Origin of the sequence: Aliiglaciecola sp. CAU 1673, from assembly GCF_029223185.1 — a bacterium.
GTDB lineage: Bacteria > Pseudomonadota > Gammaproteobacteria > Enterobacterales > Alteromonadaceae > Bowmanella.
Genome location: NZ_JARHUG010000006.1, coordinates 159,040 through 183,183, shown reverse-complemented (window position 1 = coordinate 183,183; position 24,144 = coordinate 159,040). Strand labels below are relative to the sequence as shown.

Annotated in this window: 24 protein-coding genes and 1 pseudogene; 11 read left to right on the top strand and 14 right to left on the bottom strand. The window is 49.7% G+C overall.

The features are described 5' to 3' along the window. Positions 1-21: 21 nt before the first annotated feature. Positions 22-867, bottom strand: coding sequence for a transporter substrate-binding domain-containing protein (locus P2G88_RS07795; protein WP_275795278.1), 846 nt, complete (start codon positions 865-867; stop codon positions 22-24). A 302-nt stretch (positions 868-1,169) separates the two neighbouring features. Here P2G88_RS07795 and P2G88_RS07790 point away from each other — a divergent pair, with 302 nt between their 5' ends. Then, on the top strand, positions 1,170-1,718 hold the full coding sequence (locus P2G88_RS07790) for a type VI secretion system tube protein Hcp (protein ID WP_275795277.1): 549 nt from the start codon (positions 1,170-1,172) through the stop codon (positions 1,716-1,718). 44 nt (positions 1,719-1,762) lie between these two features. Here P2G88_RS07790 and P2G88_RS07785 read toward each other — a convergent pair whose 3' ends face one another. The 6 genes from P2G88_RS07785 to P2G88_RS07760 form a co-directional block, all read right to left on the bottom strand. Further along, on the bottom strand, positions 1,763-2,914 hold the full coding sequence (locus P2G88_RS07785; protein WP_275795276.1) for an acyl-CoA dehydrogenase family protein: 1,152 nt from the start codon (positions 2,912-2,914) through the stop codon (positions 1,763-1,765). A gap of 11 nt (positions 2,915-2,925) precedes the next feature. After that, positions 2,926-3,567, bottom strand: coding sequence for a transglutaminase family protein (locus P2G88_RS07780; RefSeq protein WP_275795275.1), 642 nt, complete (start codon positions 3,565-3,567; stop codon positions 2,926-2,928). Next, a complete protein-coding gene (locus P2G88_RS07775) occupies positions 3,560-4,780 on the bottom strand; it encodes a CaiB/BaiF CoA-transferase family protein (protein ID WP_275795274.1) in 1,221 nt (406 codons plus the stop codon). Before P2G88_RS07775 ends, P2G88_RS07780 begins: the two co-directional genes overlap by 8 nt. Next, positions 4,777-6,945 carry a 3-hydroxyacyl-CoA dehydrogenase NAD-binding domain-containing protein gene (locus tag P2G88_RS07770; protein WP_275795273.1) on the bottom strand — a complete coding sequence of 723 codons (2,169 nt, stop codon included), beginning with the start codon at positions 6,943-6,945 and terminating at the stop codon, positions 4,777-4,779. The genes P2G88_RS07775 and P2G88_RS07770 overlap by 4 nt, the downstream gene beginning before the upstream one ends. Positions 6,946-6,954: 9 nt before the next feature. After that, positions 6,955-8,160: an acetyl-CoA C-acetyltransferase gene (locus P2G88_RS07765; RefSeq protein WP_275795272.1), complete on the bottom strand. Its 1,206-nt coding sequence runs from the start codon at positions 8,158-8,160 to the stop codon at positions 6,955-6,957. A gap of 139 nt (positions 8,161-8,299) precedes the next feature. Beyond that, positions 8,300-9,571 carry an AraC family transcriptional regulator gene (locus P2G88_RS07760; protein WP_275795271.1) on the bottom strand — a complete coding sequence of 424 codons (1,272 nt, stop codon included), beginning with the start codon at positions 9,569-9,571 and terminating at the stop codon, positions 8,300-8,302. On the opposite strand from P2G88_RS07760, the gene P2G88_RS07755 reads away from it, so the two are divergent. From P2G88_RS07755 to P2G88_RS07745, 3 genes are all read left to right on the top strand, one after another. Then, a complete protein-coding gene (locus P2G88_RS07755; RefSeq protein ID WP_275795270.1) occupies positions 9,497-9,676 on the top strand; it encodes a VF530 family DNA-binding protein in 180 nt (59 codons plus the stop codon). The genes P2G88_RS07760 and P2G88_RS07755 overlap by 75 nt on opposite strands. A 137-nt stretch (positions 9,677-9,813) precedes the next feature. Then, on the top strand, positions 9,814-12,087 hold the full coding sequence (locus P2G88_RS07750; RefSeq protein ID WP_275795269.1) for an ABC transporter substrate-binding protein: 2,274 nt from the start codon (positions 9,814-9,816) through the stop codon (positions 12,085-12,087). A 248-nt stretch (positions 12,088-12,335) separates the two neighbouring features. Beyond that, positions 12,336-13,079 carry a hypothetical protein gene (locus P2G88_RS07745; RefSeq protein ID WP_275795268.1) on the top strand — a complete coding sequence of 248 codons (744 nt, stop codon included), beginning with the start codon at positions 12,336-12,338 and terminating at the stop codon, positions 13,077-13,079. A gap of 10 nt (positions 13,080-13,089) precedes the next feature. Here P2G88_RS07745 and P2G88_RS07740 read toward each other — a convergent pair whose 3' ends face one another. Together P2G88_RS07740 and P2G88_RS07735 are read right to left on the bottom strand one after the other, a co-directional pair. After that, positions 13,090-13,614 (bottom strand): DUF2937 family protein, encoded by a 525-nt coding sequence (locus tag P2G88_RS07740; protein WP_275795267.1) that lies wholly within the window; start codon positions 13,612-13,614, stop codon positions 13,090-13,092. Beyond that, positions 13,614-13,994 carry an MAPEG family protein gene (locus P2G88_RS07735; RefSeq protein WP_275795266.1) on the bottom strand — a complete coding sequence of 127 codons (381 nt, stop codon included), beginning with the start codon at positions 13,992-13,994 and terminating at the stop codon, positions 13,614-13,616. The genes P2G88_RS07740 and P2G88_RS07735 overlap by 1 nt, the downstream gene beginning before the upstream one ends. 143 nt (positions 13,995-14,137) lie before the next feature. On the opposite strand from P2G88_RS07735, the gene P2G88_RS07730 reads away from it, so the two are divergent. The 5 genes from P2G88_RS07730 (at position 14,138) to P2G88_RS07710 (ending at position 19,200) form a co-directional block, all read left to right on the top strand. Then, positions 14,138-15,412, top strand: a complete 1,275-nt coding sequence (locus P2G88_RS07730) for an efflux RND transporter periplasmic adaptor subunit (RefSeq protein WP_275795264.1) — start codon at positions 14,138-14,140, stop codon at positions 15,410-15,412. A 52-nt stretch (positions 15,413-15,464) separates the two neighbouring features. Beyond that, entirely contained in the window at positions 15,465-16,190 is a 726-nt protein-coding gene (locus P2G88_RS07725; protein WP_275795263.1) for an ABC transporter ATP-binding protein, read from the top strand. Positions 16,191-16,203: 13 nt separating this feature from the next. Further along, positions 16,204-17,520: an ABC transporter permease gene (locus P2G88_RS07720; RefSeq protein WP_275795262.1), complete on the top strand. Its 1,317-nt coding sequence runs from the start codon at positions 16,204-16,206 to the stop codon at positions 17,518-17,520. An 11-nt stretch (positions 17,521-17,531) separates the two neighbouring features. Beyond that, positions 17,532-18,749, top strand: coding sequence for an FtsX-like permease family protein (locus P2G88_RS07715; protein ID WP_275795261.1), 1,218 nt, complete (start codon positions 17,532-17,534; stop codon positions 18,747-18,749). A gap of 193 nt (positions 18,750-18,942) precedes the next feature. Further along, on the top strand, positions 18,943-19,200 hold the full coding sequence (locus P2G88_RS07710) for a hypothetical protein (protein WP_275795259.1): 258 nt from the start codon (positions 18,943-18,945) through the stop codon (positions 19,198-19,200). A gap of 74 nt (positions 19,201-19,274) precedes the next feature. Here the strand turns inward: P2G88_RS07710 and P2G88_RS07705 are convergent. Beyond that, a pseudogene (locus P2G88_RS07705) lies at positions 19,275-19,388 on the bottom strand (IS481 family transposase); the annotation flags it as partial. Positions 19,389-19,662: 274 nt separating this feature from the next. Between P2G88_RS07705 and P2G88_RS07700 the strand changes: the two are divergent. Further along, complete coding sequence (locus P2G88_RS07700) at positions 19,663-20,850, top strand: hypothetical protein (protein ID WP_275795257.1); 1,188 nt, start codon at positions 19,663-19,665, stop codon at positions 20,848-20,850. 73 nt (positions 20,851-20,923) lie between these two features. Here the strand turns inward: P2G88_RS07700 and P2G88_RS07695 are convergent, their stop codons facing one another. The 3 genes from P2G88_RS07695 to P2G88_RS07685 form a co-directional block, all read right to left on the bottom strand. Then, the gene (locus P2G88_RS07695) at positions 20,924-21,958 is read right to left on the bottom strand and encodes an IS481 family transposase (protein ID WP_275795255.1); all 1,035 of its coding nucleotides are present in this window, start codon (positions 21,956-21,958) and stop codon (positions 20,924-20,926) included. Between the two features lie 100 nt (positions 21,959-22,058). Beyond that, on the bottom strand, positions 22,059-22,346 hold the full coding sequence (locus P2G88_RS07690) for a hypothetical protein (protein ID WP_275795253.1): 288 nt from the start codon (positions 22,344-22,346) through the stop codon (positions 22,059-22,061). A gap of 13 nt (positions 22,347-22,359) precedes the next feature. Beyond that, positions 22,360-22,911, bottom strand: coding sequence for a DUF2058 domain-containing protein (locus P2G88_RS07685; RefSeq protein ID WP_275795251.1), 552 nt, complete (start codon positions 22,909-22,911; stop codon positions 22,360-22,362). Between the two features lie 286 nt (positions 22,912-23,197). Between P2G88_RS07685 and P2G88_RS07680 the strand changes: the two genes are divergently transcribed. Beyond that, the gene (locus tag P2G88_RS07680) at positions 23,198-23,614 is read left to right on the top strand and encodes a hypothetical protein (RefSeq protein ID WP_275795250.1); all 417 of its coding nucleotides are present in this window, start codon (positions 23,198-23,200) and stop codon (positions 23,612-23,614) included. On the opposite strand, the gene P2G88_RS07675 is transcribed toward P2G88_RS07680, so the two are convergent. Then, complete coding sequence (locus tag P2G88_RS07675; protein ID WP_275795249.1) at positions 23,607-24,113, bottom strand: MarR family transcriptional regulator; 507 nt, start codon at positions 24,111-24,113, stop codon at positions 23,607-23,609. The two genes, P2G88_RS07680 and P2G88_RS07675, sit on opposite strands and share 8 nt — an antisense overlap. Positions 24,114-24,144 lie beyond the last annotated feature (31 nt).

The window sequence follows — 24,144 nt, the reverse complement described above, 5'->3', positions numbered from 1 at the left end:
CAAAATTATTCCAAGACAGCGCTATGGCTGCTTTTCAGTGCCATACACCAGAGTAAAAATTTCTTGTAATTCATTGTGTTGCGCTTCGGGAAACCAACGTAAGTGAGCTTGCAAATAACTTTCTTGCCGGCTTGCAGCCTCAATAGCCTTGTCAAAGGCGGCAACCAGAGCCCTACCTTGAGGGGTGGGTGAGCAATAGATATAGCCAAGACTAAATAGCGGTGATTGGTGCAATGAATAACTTAACAACGGCACATCGCTACTAAATTGATTTTTATAATGTGCAACGACACTTGGGTACTCCAGTATGGCTGACACCCGCCCTTGAATCAGCATGTCGACCAGGCCGGCAGCCATATCTTCGGCATTGCGGATCCAAAGCTTTTCATTCCATTGGGCATCGGAAAAAATGGCATCGAATTTATCCCCATAACTACGCCCTCCAACCACACCAAACTGTTTATTGGGCATGGATGCCAGGAATTCTTCCAGGACCACGGGCTGAGCAAGATCCAAGGCGTTATCTGCACGGACATAGAGCCGAAGGCCAAGAAAAATGGTTTGCGGATGAGTGGTTGAAGGGAAGGCCTCTTCACGCAAACTGGTTTTAAGGAAGTTGCCGGCACAAGCCGATGTTTCCTGCTCCAGCATACTGAAGATACGATTGGTGTTGGCGCTGATGTGCTTGACCCGTATCTGAGGCATCTGCTTCAGCAGAAGTGAAAGTGTCGCTCCACTGACATCCATGGGGTTTGCCTGTCGGTGAACAGGCGCATCGGTTGTCAGCCACAACATCGTATCTGGGATATGATCTTGGGCGGCGGCCGATGACACAATGGATAATACAAACAGGTAAATCCGTCGCATTCCGGGCGTCTCATTATTTCCTGCTAACAGACTAGCCTCATCGGATTAAGGCATCCAGCCTATAAGTCTTTAAGTAGCACAAAACTGGCGAATTCGCTGTTCTAAAATACAACGCTATGCAGCGTTCGCTTTACCCTGACGGTCACCTGCTACATGGGGATGCCAAACCTGTTTACGGCCACTGTCTAAAGTTTTTGCCCAGATGACAATGTCTCATCAAACGGCAACGCTATACTTGCTATTGGCATGACTAGCGTATTTCGCCAGCCATGCCTTAACTCTACCACTACCAGGAGATTGTGATGAAAAAGCTTTCAGCAATCTACGTAGTTGCCGTTTTTGCCCTGTCCTTGTTGTCACACGAAGTCATGGCCGCTGCCTTTATGAAGATGGGCGATATTGCTGGCGAAGCGAAAGATCCCCGCCACCCCGGTGAAATGGATGTGTTGAATTGGCATTGGGGCGCTCGTAAAAAAGTCGAGATTAAGTCAAATGGAGACCATACCCCCAAAGTCGGCAAGAAAATTGGGCAAATGGATATGCAATTTACTAAGTATGTCGACAGCACCACTGTGCCTTTGTTCAGACACATGGCGCAGGGAACCCATTTTGATGATGTGGTGTTAACGGTACGCCGCGCTTCGCAGCAGACTCCACTTTATGAAATCACCCTGAATAATGTGCTAATCACCAGCATTTCCACTGGAGGGACTGGCGGTGAGGACAGGCTCACGGAAAATGTCACCCTTAATTTTTCCGAATTCGAAGCCAAATTTGTGGAGCAGAAAGAGGACGGCAGCGAGACCGCGTTTGAGTATGAATGGGAAATAGATAAGAAGGAAAAAGACTAGTCTGCAATCACCAAGGGGGCATCGCCCCCTTCTTTATACGAGGATTAATCGGCCACCAGCTTACGGGAGATAATTTCCTTCATAATCTCGTTGGTGCCACCGTAGATGCGCTGTACTCTGGCATCCACATAGAAGCGAGAGATGGGGTATTCCTGCATATAGCCGTAGCCCCCGAATAACTGCAGGGCCTGGTCGATGACCTTGCATTCCATATCGGTCGCAGCGTATTTGGCCATACTGGCGAGTTCTGTACTCAGGGCTTTCTCCATCAGCAGCCCTTTGCATTTCTCATTCAGGGCCTTGTGCAATTCCACTTGGGTCGCCATCTCGGCGAGAGAGAAACGGACGCTTTGCAGGTTGGTCAATGGCCCACCGAACGCCTGACGTTCCTTAACGTACTGGGTGGCCAGATACAGCGCCCCTTCGGCATGAGACACTGCGCCCACTGCCAGCGCCAAGCGCTCGCGGGGAAGCTCCTGCATCAAGGCAATAAAGCCACCGTCTTGCGGTCCCAGAATATCCTCATCAGATAAGATCACATCTTCAAAGAACAGCTCAGAGGTATCGGCAGCGTGCTGGCCCATCTTGTGCAGGTTCTGGCCACGCTGGAAACCAGCCTTATCGCCATCCACCAGGAACAAGGATAAACCCTTGGCTGCTTTAACCTGCAGATTAGTGCGGGCAGCAACGATATACAGCGAAGCATTTTGCCCATTGGTGATAAAGGTCTTGGAGCCGTTTAAACGCCACTCGTTACCGTTTTTCACCGCGTTGGTTTTCATACCTTGCAGGTCTGAGCCCGCGCCCGGCTCGGTCATACAGATGGCGCCTATGCACTCGCCGGATACCATCTTGGGCAGGTATTTATGCTTTTGCGCCTCATTGCCCATGTTCAAGATGTAGTGAGCGCAGATATCGGAATGCACGGTCAAATTTGTGGCCAATGCCGCAAAACCTGCGCGGGAGGCCTCCTCAATCACCACCATATTAAAGCGAAAATCGGTGCCGATACCGCCATATTCCTCAGGAATGTCGGCACACAGCATGCCCTGTTCGCCCATCTTCAGCCAAAAGGACTTGGGTATGCATTTGTCTTTTTCCCATTGCTCATAATGGGGGGCCACTTCTTTTTGCATAAAACCGCGCACTGTATCGCGGAATAACGATACTTCTTGGTCATCAAGCATAGGGTTCATCAATCTTTTCCTTATTTTTCCAGTTCCAGTGCCTGGCCTAGTATTGCCTGTGAACCAAACAGTCCCGGACAACAGCTTTCTAGGTAGGCCAACATAAACGCCACCGGCATGTCGGCAAAGGTACCATGATCCTTTACATATTCCATATGTGCGCGGCCATCGGGCGTAAAAGCCTGGAAGATTGCGTCTTGCTCGCCATCGAACTCAAGGGCAGCAGTACCAAACTTCTCACACAGGGAGACATTAAAGGCAGGCGTCGCTTTGACCCATTTGCCATTGAGATAAAGATCGGCATAGGCATGCATCGGAAACACATTGCTACCAATCAATCGGCTGAGACGATCGTTGGAGAGATGGTTTTTAACATCGCAAAGACCAATACGCGCAGGAATACCGTGAAAACGGCATAAGGCAATCAACAAACTGGCCTTGGTAATACAATACCCTTCACTGTCCTGCAGACAATAGCTGGCTTTGAAGCTGTCAGCCCCTTCCACCACCAGATAGGGGTTGTAGCGAATTTCATCGCGTACCCAATAATACATATCGATGGCTTTCTGCTTGGGATCATTGTTCGTAAACTGCACGGCCAGTGCCCGCACATCGGGGTGGTCAAAATCAAAGTATTGGCTTGGTGCCAGGTACTCATTCAAGGGAGGTTCTCCTACTGGGTTGACTCATAATTTGAATCTGACTGTCGCTGAATCCCAGCGCAGCTAATATGGCTTGGCTATCGGCACCACTTGGCACTGCGGTATGACGAGGCGGTTCACAGCCGTCGAATTTAAGCGGTGGGGCGATTTGTTTGATTTCCTTCCCATCGCAAGTTTGATAAGGCCACAGCATTTGCCTTTCACTAACAAGCGTTAAGCTTGCCGCTTCACAAAAATCCAGCACCGGCTCCACACAAATGTCAAGTGGTGCAAAAAGCGCCTGCCAGTAACTAAGGGGATGTTGCTTAAAAGCTTCTGTAAGTAAGGCTTTAAACATTGCCGGAGAATGATCACCTAAGGTTTTCCACTCCGGGTGATTAAGGGCTTCACAGAGCCCGCTCAGGAACTTAGGTTCAAGAGCACCGACAGCCAGATAACGGCCATCACCAGTTTGGTAATAGTCATAATGGCTGCCGCCGTTTAACAAAGTACCGCCAGTTGCAGGCGGTGTATCAGTGCCAAGGGCGCAGGCACCAAAAAGCGCATTCAGGGCAAAAGCCCCATCTGTCATACTGATATCCAGATGTTGCCCCTGTCCGCTGGTTGTCCGCGCCAGCAGTGCCGCCAGAATCGCCATCACCGCTTGCTGCGCACCACCGGCCAAATCCGCCACCTGCGCACCACTTAACACCGGACCGGTCTCTTTTCTTCCGCTGTAACTGGCAAGTCCGCTTAACGCCAGATAGTTAATATCGTGCCCGGCGCGCTTAGCGTGGCTGCCGGTTTGACCAAAACCGGTCAAGGAGCAATAGACCAATCCCGGATAGGTGGTTTTCAGATCCTCATAGGCCAAACCGAATTTAGCCATCACACCGGGGCGAAACTGCTCAATCAATACATCCGACTGTACCAGCAGTTTTTTCACCGCGCTGACACTCTCCGGCACCTTCAAATCCAAGGCAATACTGCGCTTATTTCGATTCAGATATAGATGAGCGACGCTGGTCTTTTTGCCCTTTACCTCGACAAAAGGTGGCAGGCTTTCCACCTGATCGGGCCTCTCGGGGGCGACTACTCTAATCACATGGGCGCCCATATCGGCAAGGATCATGGTGGCATAGGGCCCAGGCAGCAAGGTGGAGAAATCCAGAATGCGTATCCCCTCCAGCGGGCCTTTGGGTTTATTCACCCCATTCACGCTATGCAGAGTCACGGCTTTTCCACCATAAACTGCTGACCGGCATCAGCCATGGCGCGAAGCTTCTGTGTAGGCTCAAAGCGCTGACCATAGCGACGACTTAAGCTGTCGCAGCGGCGCACAAATTCAGCCACGCCCAGATAATTGATAAACTGCAACGGGCCGCCGGTCCACACCGGGAAACCTAAGCCCATAATGGCGCCAAGATTGGCCTCGGCCACCGATTGCAGTACGCCCTCTTCCAGAATACGCACGGTCTCCAGGGCCATAATGCACAGTAATCTGTCTTTGGCCTCTTCTAAACGAAGATAACCTTCACCGTCTAAAAAGGTCTGACTTAGCAGCGGCCAAAGCTGTTTCTCGGCGTCTTTTGGATAGTCGTAGAAGCCTTTGCCTGCACTGCGCCCGCTGCGGCTAAGGTTAAGCATTTTATCGATAATATTATCGGCAGCATGACTTGGCGCACTTTGTCCGTTTGCAGCTAGATCAGTATGAGTCTGTTGCTTGATTCGGGCGAACAGCGACAGGCTGACCTCATCGGAAACCGCCAAGGGCCCCACTGGAAAACCACACAGATAGGCCGCATTTTCGATAAGTGCAGGCGGGGCATCCTGCAACATGGCAATGCCTTCTTTGACAAAGGCGGCAAAGACCCTGGAGGTGAAAAAGCCACGTCCATCGTTAACCACAATCGGGGTTTTCCCCAGTTGCACAGCAAGATCATAGGCACCGGCCAGGGTGTCGTCACTAGTCTGTTCGCCACGGATAATCTCCACCAAAGGCATCTTATCCACCGGCGAAAAGAAGTGCAGACCGACAAATTGTGCGGGGCGTTTGGCATACTTAGCCAAGCTGCCGATGGGCAAAGTGGAGGTATTGGAGGCAAAAATGGCTGATTCTGACAATACGCTTTCGGCCTGCTCGATGACCTGACGTTTAACCTCGCGATCTTCAAATACCGCCTCAATCACTAACTCACAGTCACAGAGATCCAAGGCCTCGGCACGGGTATGAATTCTTGCCAGCAGCGCTTCGGCATCGTCGGCTGACAGCTTTCCACTGGCCTTGGCTTTTTCACAAAGAGCGCGGCTATAGTCTTTGCCCTTATCGGCCTGCTCGATGCTCTGATCTTTAAGCACCACCTCAATGCCCTTACTGGCACAGGCCCAGGCAATACCGGCCCCCATCATCCCGGCACCGAGCACACCCACTTTTGTGAACTGACGCCGTTCAGCGCAAGGCTTTTCAGCGGAGGGCCTTCTGAAGCCCGATTTCAGGGCATTTTGTCCATACCAAAAGGTATTGATCAGATTCTTACTCACGGCCCCCTGTGCCAACTGCATAAAATAGCGTCTTTCAATGCGACAGGCGCTGTCAAAATCCACCATCGCCCCTTCGACCATGGCGCATAGAATGGCCTCAGGTGCAGGCAGGTTGCCGCGGGTAGCTTGGCGTAGCATAGCCGGTGCCACAGAAATGGCCGAAGCCAGCTTAGGATCGTTTGGCCTGCCGCCCGGGATCCAGTCTTCTTTACCACTATAAGGCGCCGCTATCTGCGGATGACTCAAGATCCACTGACTGGCTTCCCGCAACATCTCATCCTGATTATCGGCTAACTGATGCACCCATTGGGCTTGCAGCGCCTGTTGCGGGTCGAGCAATTTCCCCTCGGTTAAATAAGGCATGGCTGTAGTCAAACCCAGCATACGGACCATCCGGGTCAAACCGCCTGCCCCTGGCAGCAGACCAAGATTAACTTCCGGCAGCCCGAGTCGGATTCGGGGATCATCTACAACAAGTCGGCGGTGTGTGCCCAACGCCAGCTCAAAACCACCGCCCAGTGCGGCGCCATTGATGCAGGCTACCACCGGCTTACCACCGCATTCCAAACGGCGGATAGCGGCTTTCAGCTGAGCCAACATGGTACTTAAGGCATCGCTGTTGTCCTTGTTGGTGGCGTACAGCAAGTCGATATCGCCACCGGCAAAATAAGTACTTTTCGCCGACCGTAGGATAACGCCCACACAGGGTCCGCTAAGCGCCTGCTCCACCGCAGCGGAAAAGGCCTGGCAAAATGCCGGATCGATTAAAATTACGGGTGAATTGGCACGGTCAAAGGTCAGATGCAGGATATTGTGTTCATCCACAGAGAGCTTGATATGTTTCATGTGCATGTACATGTCCTTCTCCTACAACCGCTCGATAATAGTGGCAATACCCATGCCGCCGCCTACACAAAGACAAGCCAGCCCCAGTTTGTCGCCGCGCACTTCCAGTTCATCCAACAAGGTCCCCAGGATCATGGCGCCGGTGGCCCCCAGAGGATGGCCCATGGCAATGGCGCCGCCGTTTACATTAACTTTGGCAGGATCGACTTTGAGATCGTCGATAAAGCGCAGTACTACCGAAGCAAAGGCTTCATTGACTTCAAACAAGTCGATATCCTTTGCCTCCAGGCCCGCCAGGGCCAGTGCCTTTTGTGCAGCGGGACCAGGCCCGGTCAGCATAATAGTCGGATCGGTGCCCACCAACGCCGTGGCTAATACTCTGGCCCGTGGTTTTAAATCGTATTTATGGGCCATTTGTTCGCTGCCAATCAACACCGCCGCCGCACCATCGACGATGCCGGATGAATTGCCGGGGGTGTGCAGATGGGCAATACGTTCTACTTGCGGATATTTTTGCTTGGTTAAGGCATCAAAGCCCATATCCCCTAAAGCAGCGAATGAAGGTTTAAGGGCACCAAGGCTTTGCAAGCTGGCGTCGGGACGAATGAGTTCATCTTTGCCAAGCAGGACATTGCCCAGGCTATCGCGCACCGGCACCACCGAGCGGGCAAAAGCGTCGCACTGCCAGGCTGCGGCGGCCTTTTGATGGGATTGCATGGCAAATTCATCCAATTGTGTGCGGCTGTAGCCCTGCAACGTGGCTATTAAATCGGCGCCGACACCCTGCGGTACAAAACGGGTAGTGAAGCTGGTTTGTGGATCTTGGGCCCAGGCACCACCATCACTGCCCATGGGCACCCGCGACATGGACTCGACGCCGCCGGCGACTACCAGTTGCTCCCAGCCGGAGCGGATCTTCATGGCCGCCATATTGACCGCCTCCAAACCGGAAGCGCAGAAGCGGTTGATGGTGACCCCGGCATTATTTTCATGCCATCCGGCCACGAGAGCCGCTGTTTTTGCGATATCGGCGCCCTGCTCGCCTATGGGGGTCACACAGCCCATCACAATGTCGTCTATTTCTGCACTGTTAAAGCCATTGCGCTTTTGCAGCTCTATCAGCAAGTCGCTTAAAAGGTTGATGGGTTTAACTTGGTAAAGTGCGCCACCGGGCTTGCCTCGCCCTCTGGGGGTGCGGATGGCATCGAGGATATAGGCCTGTTGCATTGACAATCCCTTATCTGAGAATCATAAGCTAGCGATTATTCTAGTCAGCCTTTGAACCTGGCATAGGTTGGAAACTATCAAGTTAGTGGCAAAAACTGTCAGATTGAGTGGCTTTCGACAGAACTGTCAGCCAGAGTATCTACATTGTTGTTGTGGACTGGCCGCTAGCCTGTCTGAATTGTTGGGGTGTCTGTCCATGCCATTTACGAAAACAGCGGTGAAAGGCACTGGTTTCACTAAAACCTAAACGATGGGCGATATGTGAAACACTGAGGTCGGTGGTCAGCAAAAGGTAACCTGCACGTTGCTTGCGGATCTTGTCACGGATATCGCTGAATTTTTGCTGCTCTTGGCGAAGAGCGCGAATCAAGGTTTGTTCACTGCAATTAAACCGCGCCGCCGTTGTTCCCAATTGCGCTTGGGACAAATCTGGCAAAGATTCTAGATACTCCCGAATTCGCCTTGCAACGCTCAGGTCCTGTTTGTAGTGACTTAACAGGCATTCGGGGACATTGATCAGATATGTTTGAAGACTTCTCGGCGTTTGCTTCACAGGCAAGGTCAGAAAGCTTTTAGCAAAATACAGGGCGTTTTTCGACTGTCCGTAATGCGTCAAATCAGCAAAAACAGGTCTGATTTCATGAGCAAAATCTGGTGTGGAAAAAGCAAATTCAACCCGGCTGAGTTTGATCGGAGTATCAATAAGCCAGCACAGGAAACGCCATACTACCGCCAGCCAGTAGGCAACAAAATAACTGTGAGTCTGACTATCAGGTGTCTGTAATTCCAGTATGTTTTGTGACTGTACTTGACTGGCTTGCCAGGCAAGCGGACGATCAAGCAAATAAAAAAAGTGTTGCATGCGCTGTATGGCTTCTTCCAGGTTGGCTGCATGCAGGCAGGCTCTGGCCATAAACTCAAAAGTGCCGTTGCGAAGAGGCGGGTCCATTGCTCCAAAGCTTTCATCATCAAATAATTTGATGCCTTGTTTAATCAGGGCGGCGTACTGCTCTGCTCGCAAGAGGTAACCGTCACTATCAAAATCACTCAGCTGCATGCCCAGAGTATTCAACAAAGGCTGAATATCGTAGCGACGCTGTAACAAGGCCTGGCAATGCCAGCGCACAAAAGCATTGGGGATGAGAGTCTGATTCACAATGTCTGATAAGGTTATGTATTGCTTTAGGCTACACCCAGCAATGCCGAGTGCCAAGTTTAAGGAAACAGGCTGTACCCAATCTGCAAGTATATTGATATAAAGAACGCTCTCCTTTTTATTGTGGACAGTATGAGCACACAAACTAATAACCCCCTGCACGGCATTACCCTGGAACAAATGCTGGTGCGCCTGGAAAAAGAACTGGGCTGGGAAGAAATGGCCAAGGCCGTGCCCATTAATTGCTTTAGCCATGAGCCCTCGGTTAAATCCAGTCTGAAGTTTCTGCGCCGCACGCCTTGGGCCCGCGAAAAAGTGGAACGGCTGTATCTGAATGCGTTTCATGTGTGGGGGCGTTGAGGTGTAAGCGACCGACCTATTTATTCTGTCAACGAGCCATTTAGTTTTCGGTTTACTCAATAAGTCGATGATTAGCCAGGGTATCGTGGTTTAGTTGGCTATAGTCATTTGAATAAATTTAACAATTAAATTTTGCAATGCGCCGTACCCTGATACTTATATTGCTTCTCCAACCTCTTTTTGCCTTCGCCCAGGAAAAAGTCGTCCTGCAATTGAAGTGGTTTCATCAATTTCAGTTTGCCGGTTTTTACGCAGCAAAAGAAAAGGGCTTTTATAAGGAGGCCGGATTCGACGTTGAAATCAGGGAAAGAGACATTAACTCCAGTGCCGCCGCCGATGTATTAGCCGGGAAAGCTGATTTTGGTGTCGCAGACTCTTCTTTGGTACTTCAACGCTTAAATGACAAACCACTGGTCATTGCCACCACCATTTTCCAAACGAGTCCATTGGTTTTCATTTCCACGTCAGAGCTAAATATTAAAAGTCCCTATGATCTGGTGGGCAAGAAAGTAATGTTTCAGCGCAACGTTGATGATGCATCTTTGCAGGCGCTGATGGTGATGTTTGGCATTGATGAGAATGACTATGAGTATGTGCCACACAACTTCGATGACTGGGCGCTTACCAATGGCACAGCCGACGTCATGTCAGCCTATCTTTCTAATCAACCGATTAAGTATAGAAACCGAAAAATCGACCTGAACATCATTGATCCGGCTAGTTATGGCATTGATTTTTATGGCGACTTACTGTTTACGACAGAGGCTAGAGTGAGAAGTGACCTGGCAGGAGTAAAGCGCTTTGTCGATGCGACAAGGCGGGGCTGGCAATACGCTTTAGAAAATCAACAGGAAATGGCTGAACTGCTGGTCGAAAAATACACCCCGAAGGCATCTGTTGAGTCTGTTTTAAAAGAAGCCAGAGTGACTGAAACTATCATCAGACCCAAGTTGGTTGCCATCGGTACCGTTTTTGAAGATCGTTTTGCACGAATTGCGCAAACTTACAAAGATTTAAAAATGGCGCCGGACAATGGCTCTATAGATGGGTTGTTGCTGCATGAGTATGAAGCAAAAAGTCGTTTGTTAGATCTGCGTCTGTTGTACATCGGACTGTCCATCCTCTTGTTGGCAACCGGTTATGCAGTGGTTCAAGCAAGGTTTAATTCCCGTTTAAAGCACACCGTAAAACAACAAACTAAAAAACTCGAAACGACCAATAAACATTTGCAGGAAAACCTCAGGTTACTCTCACAGCAAAAGCTTGAATTAGAGAGTTCAAGGCAAAAGGCGGAACAAGCCAATGCCGCCAAGTCATTGTTTCTAGCAAACATGAGTCATGAGATAAGAACCCCCATGAATGGCGTAATGGGTACGCTGCAATTATTGCAAAAAATGCCGCAAACAGATGAAGCATCTAAGTTGCTGGCCAATGCGATGTATTCATCAAAACTGTTGCTAACCATCATCAACGACATTCTGGATATCTCCAAAATAGAAGCCGGTAAGTTAGTACTGGAACAGGTACCTTTCAGCAGCGACAAAATCATTAAGTCTGTTTATAACTCTTTGCATTCAGAGGCAGAAAGAAAAGCCATTGAGTTGCGCATAGTCAAAGGGACGGGATATCGCGATGGCTGGTTAGGGGATCCGGTCCGTGTCAGACAAATTTTGCTAAATCTTGCTTCTAACGCGATCAAGTTTACTGAACGAGGAAGTGTCACACTCACTGCCGATGCAGATAAGCAAGGCGTTTTATTGTTGGTCGTTGAAGACACCGGGATAGGAATGACAGAGGATGCAGTATCACGTGTTTTCGAGCGTTTTGAACAAGCCAATAACTCCACTACCAGGAAATATGGAGGAACGGGGTTAGGCCTGGCTATTTGTCGAAGTCTGGTTGAAATGATGGGCGGTGAAATCGACATTAAAAGTAAGCCCAATCAGGGCACAACTGTTCAGGTTAAGTTACCCCTTAGTCATTCAGAGATAACCGACCACAGATCACAGCCAACCAAAGTAAAAGCGCCAATGCTGGCTGGCAAAAAGATATTGCTGGCAGAGGACAACGAAATCAATCAGATGATTTTTACCTCTATGATGGAAGCAACGGAGGCGCATGTTGTGGTAACAAACAATGGGCAGGAAGCGGTAGATAAAACAGCAGATGAAGTTTTTGATTTGATTTTTATGGATATTCAGATGCCGGTGATGGATGGCATCCAAGCCTGCGCAATAATCAAGAAGCACTATCCGGATATTCCTATTGTCGCCTTAACAGCCAATGTGATGGATACCGATGTTAAGTATTATTGTGAAGTTGGCTTTACTGATCACGTCGCCAAACCCATCGATATGCAAGCCTTGTATCAAACGTGCGAAAGGTACTTAACGCACCAACAACGCCCATGAAACTGAAAGATAAGCTAAGCAGCCCGCGTTGAAGATTGTTTCTGATCTTGGCGACGGCCCCTTTGCGGCAGCCGCGACTCACGCCTCCAGCCTTGACGCCCCCCTTTATTACATGAATTTTTTATGACCCCCATTGAATCCCGGAGTCTTCTTGTTAAGTTATTGAACATGCTGGCCTAATCGTCATTCTACATTGCGTTCCATTTCCCACCCTACCCTGCTTGTGCCACTAGTTAGGAGCACCTGAAATGTATCCCCTGGCACTGGGTAAGCTCCTTAGCCAATTTGAGCGCTTAAAAAATCTTGGTCCCAATGAGCAAGGCAAAGATTATTTTGTGGGTAATCTCTGTGGTCAGTATGCGGGCCTTGAACGGGCCATGCACAAAGCCGGATTTAATCCATACCAGGATCGCCTCTTTACCGTGGGCAATCTGATTGACTATGGACAAGACAGTCTGAAAGTATTGGCGCTGCTCAACCGTCCCTGGTTTTATCCGGTATTGGGTATTCACGAATTGATAATGCTGGATGCCCTGCAAAGCGGACACTACCTGAATTGGTATACCGAAGGTGGACAATGGGCCTTCGATGACAATATCGGTTTGAAATATCCACTTGAAAAAGCCAGCAAAGCATTATTAAAGCTACCGCTGGCTTACCTTATCACCCAGAAAAAAGGCCATAAAATCGGCGTTATCAGCAGTTTTTCGCCAAAACACTTCAGTGCAGAGGCCTTTGCAAAGGCCAATCTCAATACCCTGTTCCGTTGTTTGACTTGCCAGGACGCTCCTAAGCAAAAAACCACCTTCCATCAAGAAGTGGACGTCATTGTCTGCGGTGGTCCGCCGGCGAAAGCGCCATGGGCCAGAGGCAATGTGGTGGGATTAAATACAGGCGCACATTTTTTACCGGAAAAAGGCAAGTTAGCGTTATTTAAGCGCAAGAAACTGCTGAAGCTTATCGAAAAGCAGTCCAGCTTTAGTGCATTCTAGGGTCTTTGATTCAACGCCACTGACGCTCAGGTCGTTTAAAAGGCCAGGCCAGCAATCCAAGCAGCATATCCAGCAATATCAGTAGCAGGACCCCGCAACTCAACCCCCATAAAATGGCAGATATATCCAGCGGCACTCGATAATCGTAACCAGCCCTGACTTGCTTAAATATCTCCTGATCGGGCGCAGCCAGGGCGTACCAGGCACGAGTAACAGCACTGCTCGCCAATTGCTGCGTTAAATCAGCTAAATAGGCTTCACGCTCAACCATCTGCTTTAAGCTTTTGCCACCATCGCTAATGGCTTCATCGCTGTTGGCCAGATAGCGGGCAATCAGGGCATTCAGATCACCGCCACTATGGCGTTTTGCATCGGCCAAAAAGGGCGCAAGATTATGCCGTACTTCGGCTAATCGGGCCTGCAAGGCGTCTTCATATTGCTGGATAAAGCCGGGTAACTGCACCCCAATTAGCACTGCCAGCATAAAAGTGCCTAAGCGCAGATAGTCGGCAAGTTTGGCCGCCATCCAGCGCATTAAAAGAGCCCCAATGCCCTGCCAATAGCGGCGATCGCAGCCACCAGCAAGACCGAGAAGGTCATGGTCATGCCTACCACTCTCAGCTTAAGGATTCTGGTCGGTATGCTGTAAGCGTGAATAAGCCGCCCCAGCAGCAATACCCCCCCCAAGCCGTGGATAAGGACACCATTGAGCCCCGAACTTTCCACTAAAAACATCAGTAGCAGGCAAAGGGGCAGATATTCCATCAGATTGGCATGGGCGCGAATGGCCAGTTGTAAATCTTTGTGACCGCCATCCCCAATAGCCACCTGATGTACGTTTCGCAACCGGATGACTTTAAACGCCAGATAAAGCACTAAAAAGACCGAGAGACCTGCATATAAAAGGGTGATCATTTTCTTATTCCATGTTGATCGTTGTTCTCATCCTACTCTTTCGTCCCAAGCAGGCAAAAAAAGTTTTTCCTAATTTAAACCTTTTTCGTCCCCCTCTCGACTTACCTAGCGATTGTTCTTCTGAATTTCAGGAAAAGCTAGATATGAAAATTGCCGATACCAGCGGCCAGGATGAAGTACTGGCCCCGCGAAAAAGTATTAAAAAGCCGCTGCTGATCAGCGCAACCGTCATTGCCCTTGCCCTTGGCATTAGTGCCGTAGCCCCGGCTATCAGTAACTGGTCAAGTGCCGAAATCACCGTGCCCGCCGATCGTTTGCGCCTGGCCAAAGTGACTCAGGGTGATTTTGTCCGGGACCTGTCTGTGCAAGGCCAAGTCGTGGCTTCGGTCAGTCCTAAGCTTTACAGTCCCGCTCAAGGCGTGATCACTTTTGAGGTGGATGCTGGTGATGAAGTTAAAAAGGGCCAGGTGCTGGCCAGCATCGACAGTCCAGAGCTCACCAACGAGTTGGAGCAGGAAGAATCAGTACTGCAAAAGCTAAAGATGGATTTAGACAGACAGAAGATTCAGTCGCGCATTCAACAGTTGGAAAATCAGAAGACCGTAGACATGGCACAAGTGGCGTTGACTGCGGCCGACCGGGAAAAGCGTCGCGCTGACAAAGCCTATCAAAGCAACAGCATCAGCCAGATTGACTATGAAAAAGCCCAGGATGATTTAGAAAACGCCAAACTGGTGCATCAGCACGCTGTCAGCGACGCCAAACTCGACATCGAAAGCCTGGCCTTTGAGATCCAAACCAGTGAACTGCTGGTAGAGCGCCAAGCCCTGTTAGTAGCCGAACTGAAGCGTAAAGTGGATGAACTGACCCTGCGCTCACCGGTGGACGGCTTAGTTGGTAATCTTGCCGTTCAGCAGAAAAACCAGGTTGCCAAACATCAGGCCATCTTAAGTGTGGTGGATTTAAGCCAGTTCGAACTGGAAGTGGCCATTCCCGAAAGCTATGCCGATGACCTGGCCATTGGCATGCAGGCACAAATTACCCTCAATGGCGAAACGCACCCAGCCAAGCTGGTCACTATCTCCCCTGAAATCGAGAACAATCAGGTGACCGGTCGGGTGCGTTTTGCCGACTCTATTCCCTCGGGTCTTCGCCAAAATCAGCGCCTGACCACGCGCATTCTGATGGAAAACAAAACCGATGTGCTGATGGTGCAGCGAGGCCAGTTCCTGGAAAGCGGTAACGGTCGTATCGCCTATGTGGTGAGCAATGGTATGGCAGAACGGCGCAGCATTGAAACCGGCGCCCGCAGTTTGTCCAGCGTGGAGATCCTGGCCGGCTTAAACCCAGGTGACACCATCATAATCTCGGGTACCGACCAATTCCGGGGTGCTGACCTAATACAAATTACGAATTGATTCTCAAATACCAAGGCTGCGAAGTAGCCCCAAACCAAGAAGGAACAGCAATATGCTAACCATGAACAATATCACTAAGGTGTTTCGTACCGACCTGGTCCAGACCTATGCCCTGCGGGAATTCAACCTAAACGTTGGCGAAGGCGAATTTGTGGCAGTGACCGGGCCTTCCGGCTCCGGCAAAACCACCTTTTTAAACATTGCAGGCCTGCTTGAGACTTTTGACGGCGGCAGCTATTCGCTGGATGGGGAAGACGTCAGTCACCTTAATGACAAGGCTAGAAGCCGTTTTCGCAATGAGAAAATCGGTTTTATCTTTCAAAGCTTTAACCTGATCCCTGACCTCAACCTTTTCGACAATGTGGATGTGCCACTGCGTTATCGCGGTTTTAACAGCAGCGAGCGCAAGCGCCGTATTGAGCAAAGTCTGGAGATGGTGGGACTGGCCAACCGCATGAAACATCTGCCCTCTCAGTTATCAGGCGGGCAGCAGCAGCGTGTAGCGATTGCCAGAGCACTAGCCGGTGAGCCAAGGTTTTTGTTGGCCGATGAACCTACCGGCAACCTCGACACCAAGATGGCCCACAGCGTGATGGATTTACTGAAAGACATTAACGAAAAGGGCACCACCATTGTCATGGTGACCCACGATCCAAGCCTGGCCAAGCAGGCCAAGCGCAATATCTATGTGCGCGACGGTCGGGTCAGCGAACTGCATGAAGTAGCGGCCTTTGCCGAGGAAGAATCGCAAACAACCGCCAAGGCCAGCAACGGTTAAGGAGCAGATGACTATGTTTAGCTACTACCTGCGCCTGGCGATGCTTAGCATCAAGCGCAATCCAATTTTAAGCAGCCTGATGGTGGCCGCCATTGCCCTTGGCATCGGTGCCTGTATGACCACCATTACGGTGAACTACATTATGTCGGCCGACCCCATCCCCAGTAAGAGCGACAAACTATTTTATGTGCAGTTAGATAGCTGGGATCCCAACAACAGCGCCGACGCTGATGAGTATTCCCTGCCAAGTCAGGTCACCTGGACCGAAGCGACTAACCTGATGAGGGCGAAAAAGGCCGTGCGCCAGTCGGCTATGGCCAGCTCTGGTGCGGTTATTGAGCCACCAGGCCAGGATGCCAAGCCCTACAATGCCAGTATCCGTCTGGCCTTTACCGACTTCTTCCCCATGTTTGAAGTGCCATTCTTGTACGGCGCACCTTGGAGCCATGAGCAGGACCAGGCCCGCGAACAAGTGGTGGTGCTTAGCCAGGAAACCAATGACAAGATATTCGGCGGAGAAAACTCGGTAGGCAATAGTCTGACCATTGGCGGCAATGTGTTTACCGTGGTCGGCGTGCTTAAGCAGTGGGAGCCCATGCCTAAGTTCTATGATGTGACCACTGGGGCCTTTAATGAACCCGAAGAGCTGTATATGCCTTTCCTGCTCAAAGAAGAGCTGGAACTGCCAAACGGCGGTAATACCAATTGCTGGAAAACACCTGATGGTGAGGGCTTCAAAGCTTTCCTGCAGTCTGAATGCATTAACTTCCAGATGTGGGTAGAGCTGCCTGATGAAAATGCCGAGGCCGCCTACCTGGACTTCCTCAACAGCTATGCCGCCGAGCAAAAGGCCATGGGACGTTTTCAGCGTCCTATCAATAACCGCCTATCGGATGTGATGGAATGGATGGAAGATCAGGAAGTGGTTGCCGATGATGCGCGCATTATGCTGTGGCTGAGCTTTATGTTCCTGCTGGTATGCCTGCTTAACACCATCGGTTTGCTGCTCTCCAAATTTACCGGAAAAGCCGCCGAAATCGGCCTTCGTCGTGCCGTCGGCGCTTCCAAGGGCGACCTCTTTATGCAGCATTTGGTGGAAACCGGTTGTATCGGCCTGGCCGGTGGTTTGGCAGGCTTGGGACTGGCCTATCTTGGCCTGATTGGCATCGGCACCTTATATGGTGATTTTGCCAAAAACATGACCAGCATGGATTTGACCATGGTGGCCGTCGCTTTGGGCCTGGCGCTGCTATCCAGCATCGCCGCAGGCCTCTATCCCACCTGGCGGGCCTGTAATATCGCCCCCGCCGGCCAACTGAAAAGCCAATAAGGAGTCTTATCATGTGGGAAATCGGACCTATTCTTCGCGCCCTGATGCGCAACAAAGTCGGTGCCGTGCTGATTGCCATTCAAATGGCGGTGACCATGTGCATTATCGTCAATGCAGTACATATTATTGTGGAACGCAAAGCCCTGATGGCCAGGGAAAGTGGTATCGATGAAGCCAACAGCTTCTATATCACCAGCACCGGATTTGCCCCTGATTTCAATGAGCAGGTCACCGTACAGGAAGACCTGGACATGCTACGTCGCCTGCCTGGGGTAGTGTCCGCCATTCAGATCAATGCTATTCCCATCAGTGGTGGTGGCTGGTCCCAAGGGTTGCAGACTGAGCCCGGTGCCGAGCATGATGGTGCCTACACTGCCGTCTATATGGTCGATGAACAAGGCCTAAAAGCCCTGGATGTGGAGCTTATCGCCGGTGAAAACTTCAGTCCTACCGATGTCCGTTGGCGCGAGCGTTCACAAAGCGATTGGCCGGATCAGACAATTATCACCAAGGCCATGGCAGAAAACCTGTTCCCGGATCTGCCCTATCAGGAAGTGGTAGGCAAAACGGTTTATATCAATGATATCGAACCCATTATTATCAAAGGCATTATCGATAAACTGCAGGCCCCCTGGATTGGCTGGGACATTCTGGAGAACTCAATGCTTTCTCCCGAGAAAACCCTGTTTTCCTCCAGCCGCTACCTTATCCGCACCGAGCCTGGTCGAATGAACGAGTTGATGCCACAAGTAGAAGAGATGCTGGCAGAGAGCAACAAAGGGCGTATCATTCGCGACCCCACCAGCATGCCGGATACCCGTGAGCGTAGCTATCGCAGTCACGGTGCCATGATCAAAATGCTTACCGTAGTGATGGTGGTGCTGACGCTGGTAACGGCATTGGGCATTGTGGGACTGGCCAGTTTCAGCGTTAATCGCCGCCGTAAGCAAATCGGTACTCGCCGGGCCTTAGGCGCCAGCCAAGGTGCTATTCTGCGCTACTTTATGGTGGAGAATTTCCTGATAAGTTCGGTCGGTGTTTTGTTGGGCGCTGCACTGACGGTGGGACTCAATATCTATCTGGTGCAGGCTTTCAGCCTTGCGCGTATCGAGTGGTATTACCTGCCATTAGGTATGGCTATTCTTTGGATGGTAGGCCAGTTAGCAGTATTAGGACCGGCCAAACGCGCTGCCGATATTGCTCCGGCCACGGCGACCCGCACCGTATAAATGAAGTAATTTGAAATACGGGGCTTCGGCCCCGTTTTTTGCCTATCAATTTGACCAAACCCGCTAAATCTCTGCGGATTTGACTACATCACCCTCCCGACAAAATCAATAACCATCTGATATTGCTAACAAAATACAAGTGGCCTGGTTCCTGCTAAGCTAACGCAGTATTGCACACAACAAGGAATCGCAAATGGACACTACCGTTCTCTTTTTTATCCTGGCCATTGTCTTTTTATTTGTATTGCCCATCGTCACCATGGGCATTTTTACCAACCACAAGAAAGAGATGGCCGAACTCAGTACCAAACTCGACCAATCGGAAAAAAAGCGCATTGACGAAGAACTAAAAGCCGTAAAAACCCGCTTGGAAGTGTTAGAAGCCATTGTTACCGACAAAAAGTACCAGCTAAATGAGGAAATCAGCTCGTTGCGGGTGGTGGATAAGTAAGTTTGGTGAAAGTCTAACTGCAAGAGCTCAGACCTGATCTGGCAGTTACCTGTTTTTGCGGTGCCTTCGTCAGATTAGATTTTGGCTAGTTTCTTCTCTGCACAAACCCGCTTTCTATCGAGAAATGTCTCGATCGGCGTTCTACCGCAGCACATGTTGCCCTGGTGTGTTCGTTCATTGTTGTAATGTTCCTGCAACTCCTTAATCAGGTTCAATAAATATCTTTTTTAATGATGGGATGGCTAGTCAAAGAATCACTTTTCCCATTGAGTTAAAGATTCAGCACCATTATCGAAACGCGCAACTATCTGTTTTTCTGAAAGATGTGTCAGTTTAGGTCGAGAATCATTCATCTTAATTATCAGTATCCTTAACGCAAAATAAGTATATCTCATTCAACATTTACATATAGTTTCGACCCGATGCCTAGTCTTCTTATTGTTAACTCATCGGGTCATAAATATGCCTTTAAAGAAATCCAAGATCCTTCTGTTTGCAACATGTTTGTTTTCCGTTGGCGTTTCCTCTTCCCCAAATGATTTGCATGCCGTTGAAGCCTATCGTCATATGGTGTTCAGAGCCTCACCTTATGCTGAGTTGAAGGGGCGATACCCAGTTCAGCCAGAAGAAATTGCTCATGGCTCCCACTACCGATTCTACCGGGACGACAGTGGACGTGTGATTCGAATAGAGCATTGGCTTCGCAACCATATCACCGATGGTGGCTACCCGCGCTTCGGGGCTATCGGTGGCAAGGCGGTTGTTGAAATGGAATACGCAGATGACACCATTACCAGACGGTATTTCAACGCAAATATGGAGCTGGAAGAAAATTTTTGGGGAGTAGCCGTTGAAGAGTTTCGCGTAAATGAAAATGGCCATCGGGTTGCGCTTATTTATAAAGATGTTGCTGGTAACCGAGTGCAGGATAGCCGTGGTGTTTGGGAAACAACGTGGCAAGTGAGTGATAATGGTAGAACAGTAATTGAAGATAGAGTCGATAAAAATAGCGAGAGAAAAAGGTTTAACAATTTTCTGGACTTTGGGCGAGTAAAAATGCTCTTTAATGAACAGGGACTAAGGACTCACACATGGAACATCGATAGTTCAGGCCAACCGATAAATAGTGAAAAAAGACAAGTTGCGGGTGTTGTGACCCATTGGGATAATGACACGTTAGATGAAAAAAGCATTAAATGGATAGACCAAAACGGTAGCCCCAAAAATCTGTCGCCTTACGACGTCGTGCCTGGAAATTATGGCTTTAGTGAAGAGCACTACACGCATGATATTAATGGAAATATCATAAGTCTTATCAAGTTTGATCATACAGGCAAGGTGGTAACACCAGAATCAAACCGAAACGTTTTTACCCGGTCAATATTCGATAACTTTGGGTTTTCAGTTGACCACCGCTACTTTAATGCGTCCGGCTATCCTAGTGAAGATATGAATGGCATAGCTAGAGTAGAAATTCAACGAGATGAAAAGGGGCTACCTCTACGTTTGTCAAGATTTGGCTTAAATGGCGAGCTTACCGAGAGTCTGGAAGATGGTATCGCCAGTGCTGAGTTTCTCTACGTTGAAGGGCAGTCCGAGCCAATCAGAAAGTTCTATGACAAGCAGGGCCAAGAGGTTGTTCGTCAATAATTAAGGGCTAGGATGTACTAGTGTGATTACCAAGGGAACTTGACGGTCTAACTACCAAGCGATTTTGACGTAATCACACTAAATTCTTTTCTGCCCAAATCCGCTTTCCATCAAGCAATGTTTCCATCGGCGTTCTGCCGCAGCACATTTTGCCCTGATGTGTCCGTTCATTGTTGTAATATTCCAGCCATTCGTCCAGGTCTTTTTGTTGCTCTTCCAGTGAGCCGTAGAGCTTTTTACGGAAGGTTATTTGGTAGAACTCATTCAGAATGGTCTTGTGGAACCGCTCGCAGATACCGTTGGTCTGTGGGTGTCTTGCTTTGGTTCTGGTGTGGTCGATGTCGTTAATGGCCAAATAAAGCTGATAATCATGTTGTTCGACCTTACCGCAATACTCTGTGCCCCTGTCAGTCAGAATGCGTAGCATCGGCAGTTCTTGTGCCTCGAAGAACGGCAAGGCGCGGTCATTAAGCACATCCGCTGAGGTAATCGGCGTTTTCGTGGTGTAGAGCTTGGCAAAGGCAACTTTGCTATACGTATCGACGAAGGTTTGCTGATAGATGCGGCCTACGCCTTTGAGGTTCCCCACGTAGAACGTGTCTTGTGAGCCAAGATAGCCCGGATGCTGGGTTTCAATCTCACCGCAGGCTTCATCATCCTGCTGCTTTCTCTCCAGCGCCGCCACTTGTTCATCGGTCAGGATAATTCCTTCACTTGCCACTTTGGCTTCCAATGCGGCCAGTCGTTTCTTGAAGTTTTCCAGACCATGACGTAGCCAGATTGAGCGAACACCACTGCCAGAGACAAACACACCCGCTTTACGCAGTTCATTGCTGGTTCTGGCTTGTCCGTGAGCAGGGCAAGCAATGGCGTGCGCTATAACGGCACGCTCCGTCTGCTCATCGACCCGATTTTTCAGATTTGGTGTGCGTCTGGATTGGCTGATAAGAGAATCAACACCACCTTCCTCAACCAGTTCTTGATAGCGATAAAATGTATCCCGTGATACGCCCATTACCTTGCAGGCTTTGGATACGTTTCCCAGCTCTTCGGCCAGATTCAACAGACCTGCTTTGTGTTTAATGATGGGATTGCTAGTATGCAACATGAGAGTTACCTTTTTGTTTTGATTTCAGATTCGACACCTTTATCAAAACGGGTAACTCTCTGTTTTTCAAGCAGATGTGTCAGATTAGGTCGAGACTAGTTCAGCTAGGAGCAACCCCAAGTTGTTTGGCCAGCGCCAACACAATACGCGCCGGTCCCTCAATTTGGCCATCATTGGCGCTGGCAAAACTGAATTTCAGCGTACTTTGTCCTTTATGTAGTACCAGTTTGCCACGGGACTGCCAATCGGTTCCCTCGTAAGAACGATCAATTTCCCAACCATCTGCCACGCAATCTTCAATAATTTGCCGACACTGCGCCTGAGGGAGTTCCTCCAACAGCATCAATCCTGCATGGCGGCGATGCCAGTCTTTTAATTTCTTCAACAAGCGCAGGTGCTCCCTACCACATTAAATCGTCAGGAATTTGATACTCGGCATACCAATCGTCTTCTTCTTTGCCGGTGGTATCTTCTTCCACTTTATCAGCACGAAACAGCACATAAGACTCATCGCGCTCGGCAATCTTATCGGCTACCGGCATCGGCACCAGCTCGTAGGCGTTATCCAGCTTCACTATTGCCAGCTTGCCCAGACTGATGGCCTTTTGGGTACGGGCATCAACATACAACTGCTTGATCTTGGTACCATCGGTAAAATGACAGGCAATGTCACCCTTGGGTTTAACCTGTTTATTCACTTCAATCAATTGGCGAATTTGGGCTTGAATTGCCTTCTTTTCGGCTTCTTGCTTAGCCTTGGCATTGAGCTCGCGATCTTTGGCTTTCTTTGCTTCCTGTGCGGCTTCGATAGCCAGACGGGCTTCATCTTCCTGCTCAATTTTGTGCTTTTTCTGAATCTTTTGCTGCTTACGCTTTTCTGTCTTAATGCTCTTGGCCTTTTGCTTATCAGCCAGGCCGGCTTTAAGAAGTTGCTCTTGAAGTGACAATGCCATGGTTTACCTGTTTTGATGGCGGACTAACGACTAATGGCGCTAGTTTAGCAAGATGTAGCCAGGCTGTCCTTAGGGATGCTGCCCTACTTGGAGTTTAAAAATAAACGTTCTCTTATTTTCTCTTATGGATGCCCGATAACTAACTTCGGGCATGACAGTCTCATCCATCTATTGCCTTAGCCGAATTGTGTTTCTGTCATTGACCTCATCAAGAGGTTGCCGCAGACTTTTGTAGAATAATGGTTCTGCTCGATGCAGACGACCAATGCAAACCCGTGGAGCATTTATGACGGATTTAATAAATACCTGGCAGGCTGAGTGGCTTGCCTTACATCAGGATATGGAACGCAGCGAAACGCGGGCATTGGTCATTAAGCTGTTTGCCGTCGCTGTGCTACTAGCAGGCCTAATCGTCAATCTGCCCTTTTGCCTGTTGCTGGGGGTGCTGGCAATCCTGTGGTTGCAGGATGGGATATTTAAAACCTTTGCCAGTCGCAGCGAGCAAAGATTACTTATTCTCGAAAAAGCGATTCAAGAACAAAATGTTCAAGTAGCTCCCATGGGCTTTTATTCGAACTGGCAAGCCAGTCGCCCAGGTGCCCTGAGCCTGGTCGGCCAATATATCAAACATGCGCTTAGGCCCACCGTTGCCTACCCACATATTCTGCTAATCGCGCTGCTGTGCCTGGTGAAGTTTATTTAGAGCCTTCAAAAGCCGCCAGCCAGGTTTTCAACAAGCCGACCAATTGCTCACGCTCTGCAGGGGCCAAATTCCGCAGAAGACGATTTTGGGCTTGCAGATGGCTGGGCAACATTTCGTCGATCAAAGACTTACCTTGCGAGGTTAAACACACATGCACACTGCGCCGGTCTTCCTGACTGTGTTTACGCTCGATAAGGCCTTTTTTTTCCAATCTGTCTAAACGATTGGTCATGGCCCCGGAGCTAAGCAGCATGGCTTGATACAGCTGCGAGGGCGTCAGGCTAAAAGGTTGTCCGGCGCGGCGCAGGGTAGCCAATACATCAAACTCCCCTACTTTTAAGCCGAAATGGCCATGGCATTCGGCCAGTTCTGTTTCGATATGCTTCATCAAACGGATCACTCTTCCCAGCACCATTAACGGCTGTAAATCGGCGTCTACACCTTGCTCCTGCCATTGGCGGGCAATCTCATCAACACCATCGTGAAGGGGCTCAGACATGGGCTGTCCATTTATCTTGAAGTAAAGATAC

Excerpts from the sequence above, each read along its gene's own strand:
- P2G88_RS07795 (WP_275795278.1), bottom strand. The coding sequence starts at position 867 with ATGCGACGGATTTACCTGTTTGTATTATCCATTGTGTCATCGGCCGCC.
- P2G88_RS07790 (WP_275795277.1), top strand. The coding sequence starts at position 1,170 with ATGAAAAAGCTTTCAGCAATCTACGTAGTTGCCGTTTTTGCCCTGTCC.
- P2G88_RS07785 (WP_275795276.1), bottom strand. The coding sequence starts at position 2,914 with ATGAACCCTATGCTTGATGACCAAGAAGTATCGTTATTCCGCGATACA.
- P2G88_RS07770 (WP_275795273.1), bottom strand. The coding sequence starts at position 6,945 with ATGTACATGCACATGAAACATATCAAGCTCTCTGTGGATGAACACAAT.
- P2G88_RS07765 (WP_275795272.1), bottom strand. The coding sequence starts at position 8,160 with ATGCAACAGGCCTATATCCTCGATGCCATCCGCACCCCCAGAGGGCGA.
- P2G88_RS07755 (WP_275795270.1), top strand. The coding sequence starts at position 9,497 with ATGCTGGTGCGCCTGGAAAAAGAACTGGGCTGGGAAGAAATGGCCAAG.
- P2G88_RS07760 (WP_275795271.1), bottom strand. The coding sequence starts at position 9,571 with ATGGCTAAAGCAATTAATGGGCACGGCCTTGGCCATTTCTTCCCAGCC.
- P2G88_RS07750 (WP_275795269.1), top strand. The coding sequence starts at position 9,814 with ATGCGCCGTACCCTGATACTTATATTGCTTCTCCAACCTCTTTTTGCC.
- P2G88_RS07745 (WP_275795268.1), top strand. The coding sequence starts at position 12,336 with ATGTATCCCCTGGCACTGGGTAAGCTCCTTAGCCAATTTGAGCGCTTA.
- P2G88_RS07740 (WP_275795267.1), bottom strand. The coding sequence starts at position 13,614 with ATGCGCTGGATGGCGGCCAAACTTGCCGACTATCTGCGCTTAGGCACT.
- P2G88_RS07735 (WP_275795266.1), bottom strand. The coding sequence starts at position 13,994 with ATGATCACCCTTTTATATGCAGGTCTCTCGGTCTTTTTAGTGCTTTAT.
- P2G88_RS07730 (WP_275795264.1), top strand. The coding sequence starts at position 14,138 with ATGAAAATTGCCGATACCAGCGGCCAGGATGAAGTACTGGCCCCGCGA.
- P2G88_RS07725 (WP_275795263.1), top strand. The coding sequence starts at position 15,465 with ATGCTAACCATGAACAATATCACTAAGGTGTTTCGTACCGACCTGGTC.
- P2G88_RS07720 (WP_275795262.1), top strand. The coding sequence starts at position 16,204 with ATGTTTAGCTACTACCTGCGCCTGGCGATGCTTAGCATCAAGCGCAAT.
- P2G88_RS07715 (WP_275795261.1), top strand. The coding sequence starts at position 17,532 with ATGTGGGAAATCGGACCTATTCTTCGCGCCCTGATGCGCAACAAAGTC.
- P2G88_RS07710 (WP_275795259.1), top strand. The coding sequence starts at position 18,943 with ATGGACACTACCGTTCTCTTTTTTATCCTGGCCATTGTCTTTTTATTT.
- P2G88_RS07700 (WP_275795257.1), top strand. The coding sequence starts at position 19,663 with ATGCCTTTAAAGAAATCCAAGATCCTTCTGTTTGCAACATGTTTGTTT.
- P2G88_RS07695 (WP_275795255.1), bottom strand. The coding sequence starts at position 21,958 with ATGTTGCATACTAGCAATCCCATCATTAAACACAAAGCAGGTCTGTTG.
- P2G88_RS07685 (WP_275795251.1), bottom strand. The coding sequence starts at position 22,911 with ATGGCATTGTCACTTCAAGAGCAACTTCTTAAAGCCGGCCTGGCTGAT.
- P2G88_RS07680 (WP_275795250.1), top strand. The coding sequence starts at position 23,198 with ATGACGGATTTAATAAATACCTGGCAGGCTGAGTGGCTTGCCTTACAT.
- P2G88_RS07675 (WP_275795249.1), bottom strand. The coding sequence starts at position 24,113 with ATGTCTGAGCCCCTTCACGATGGTGTTGATGAGATTGCCCGCCAATGG.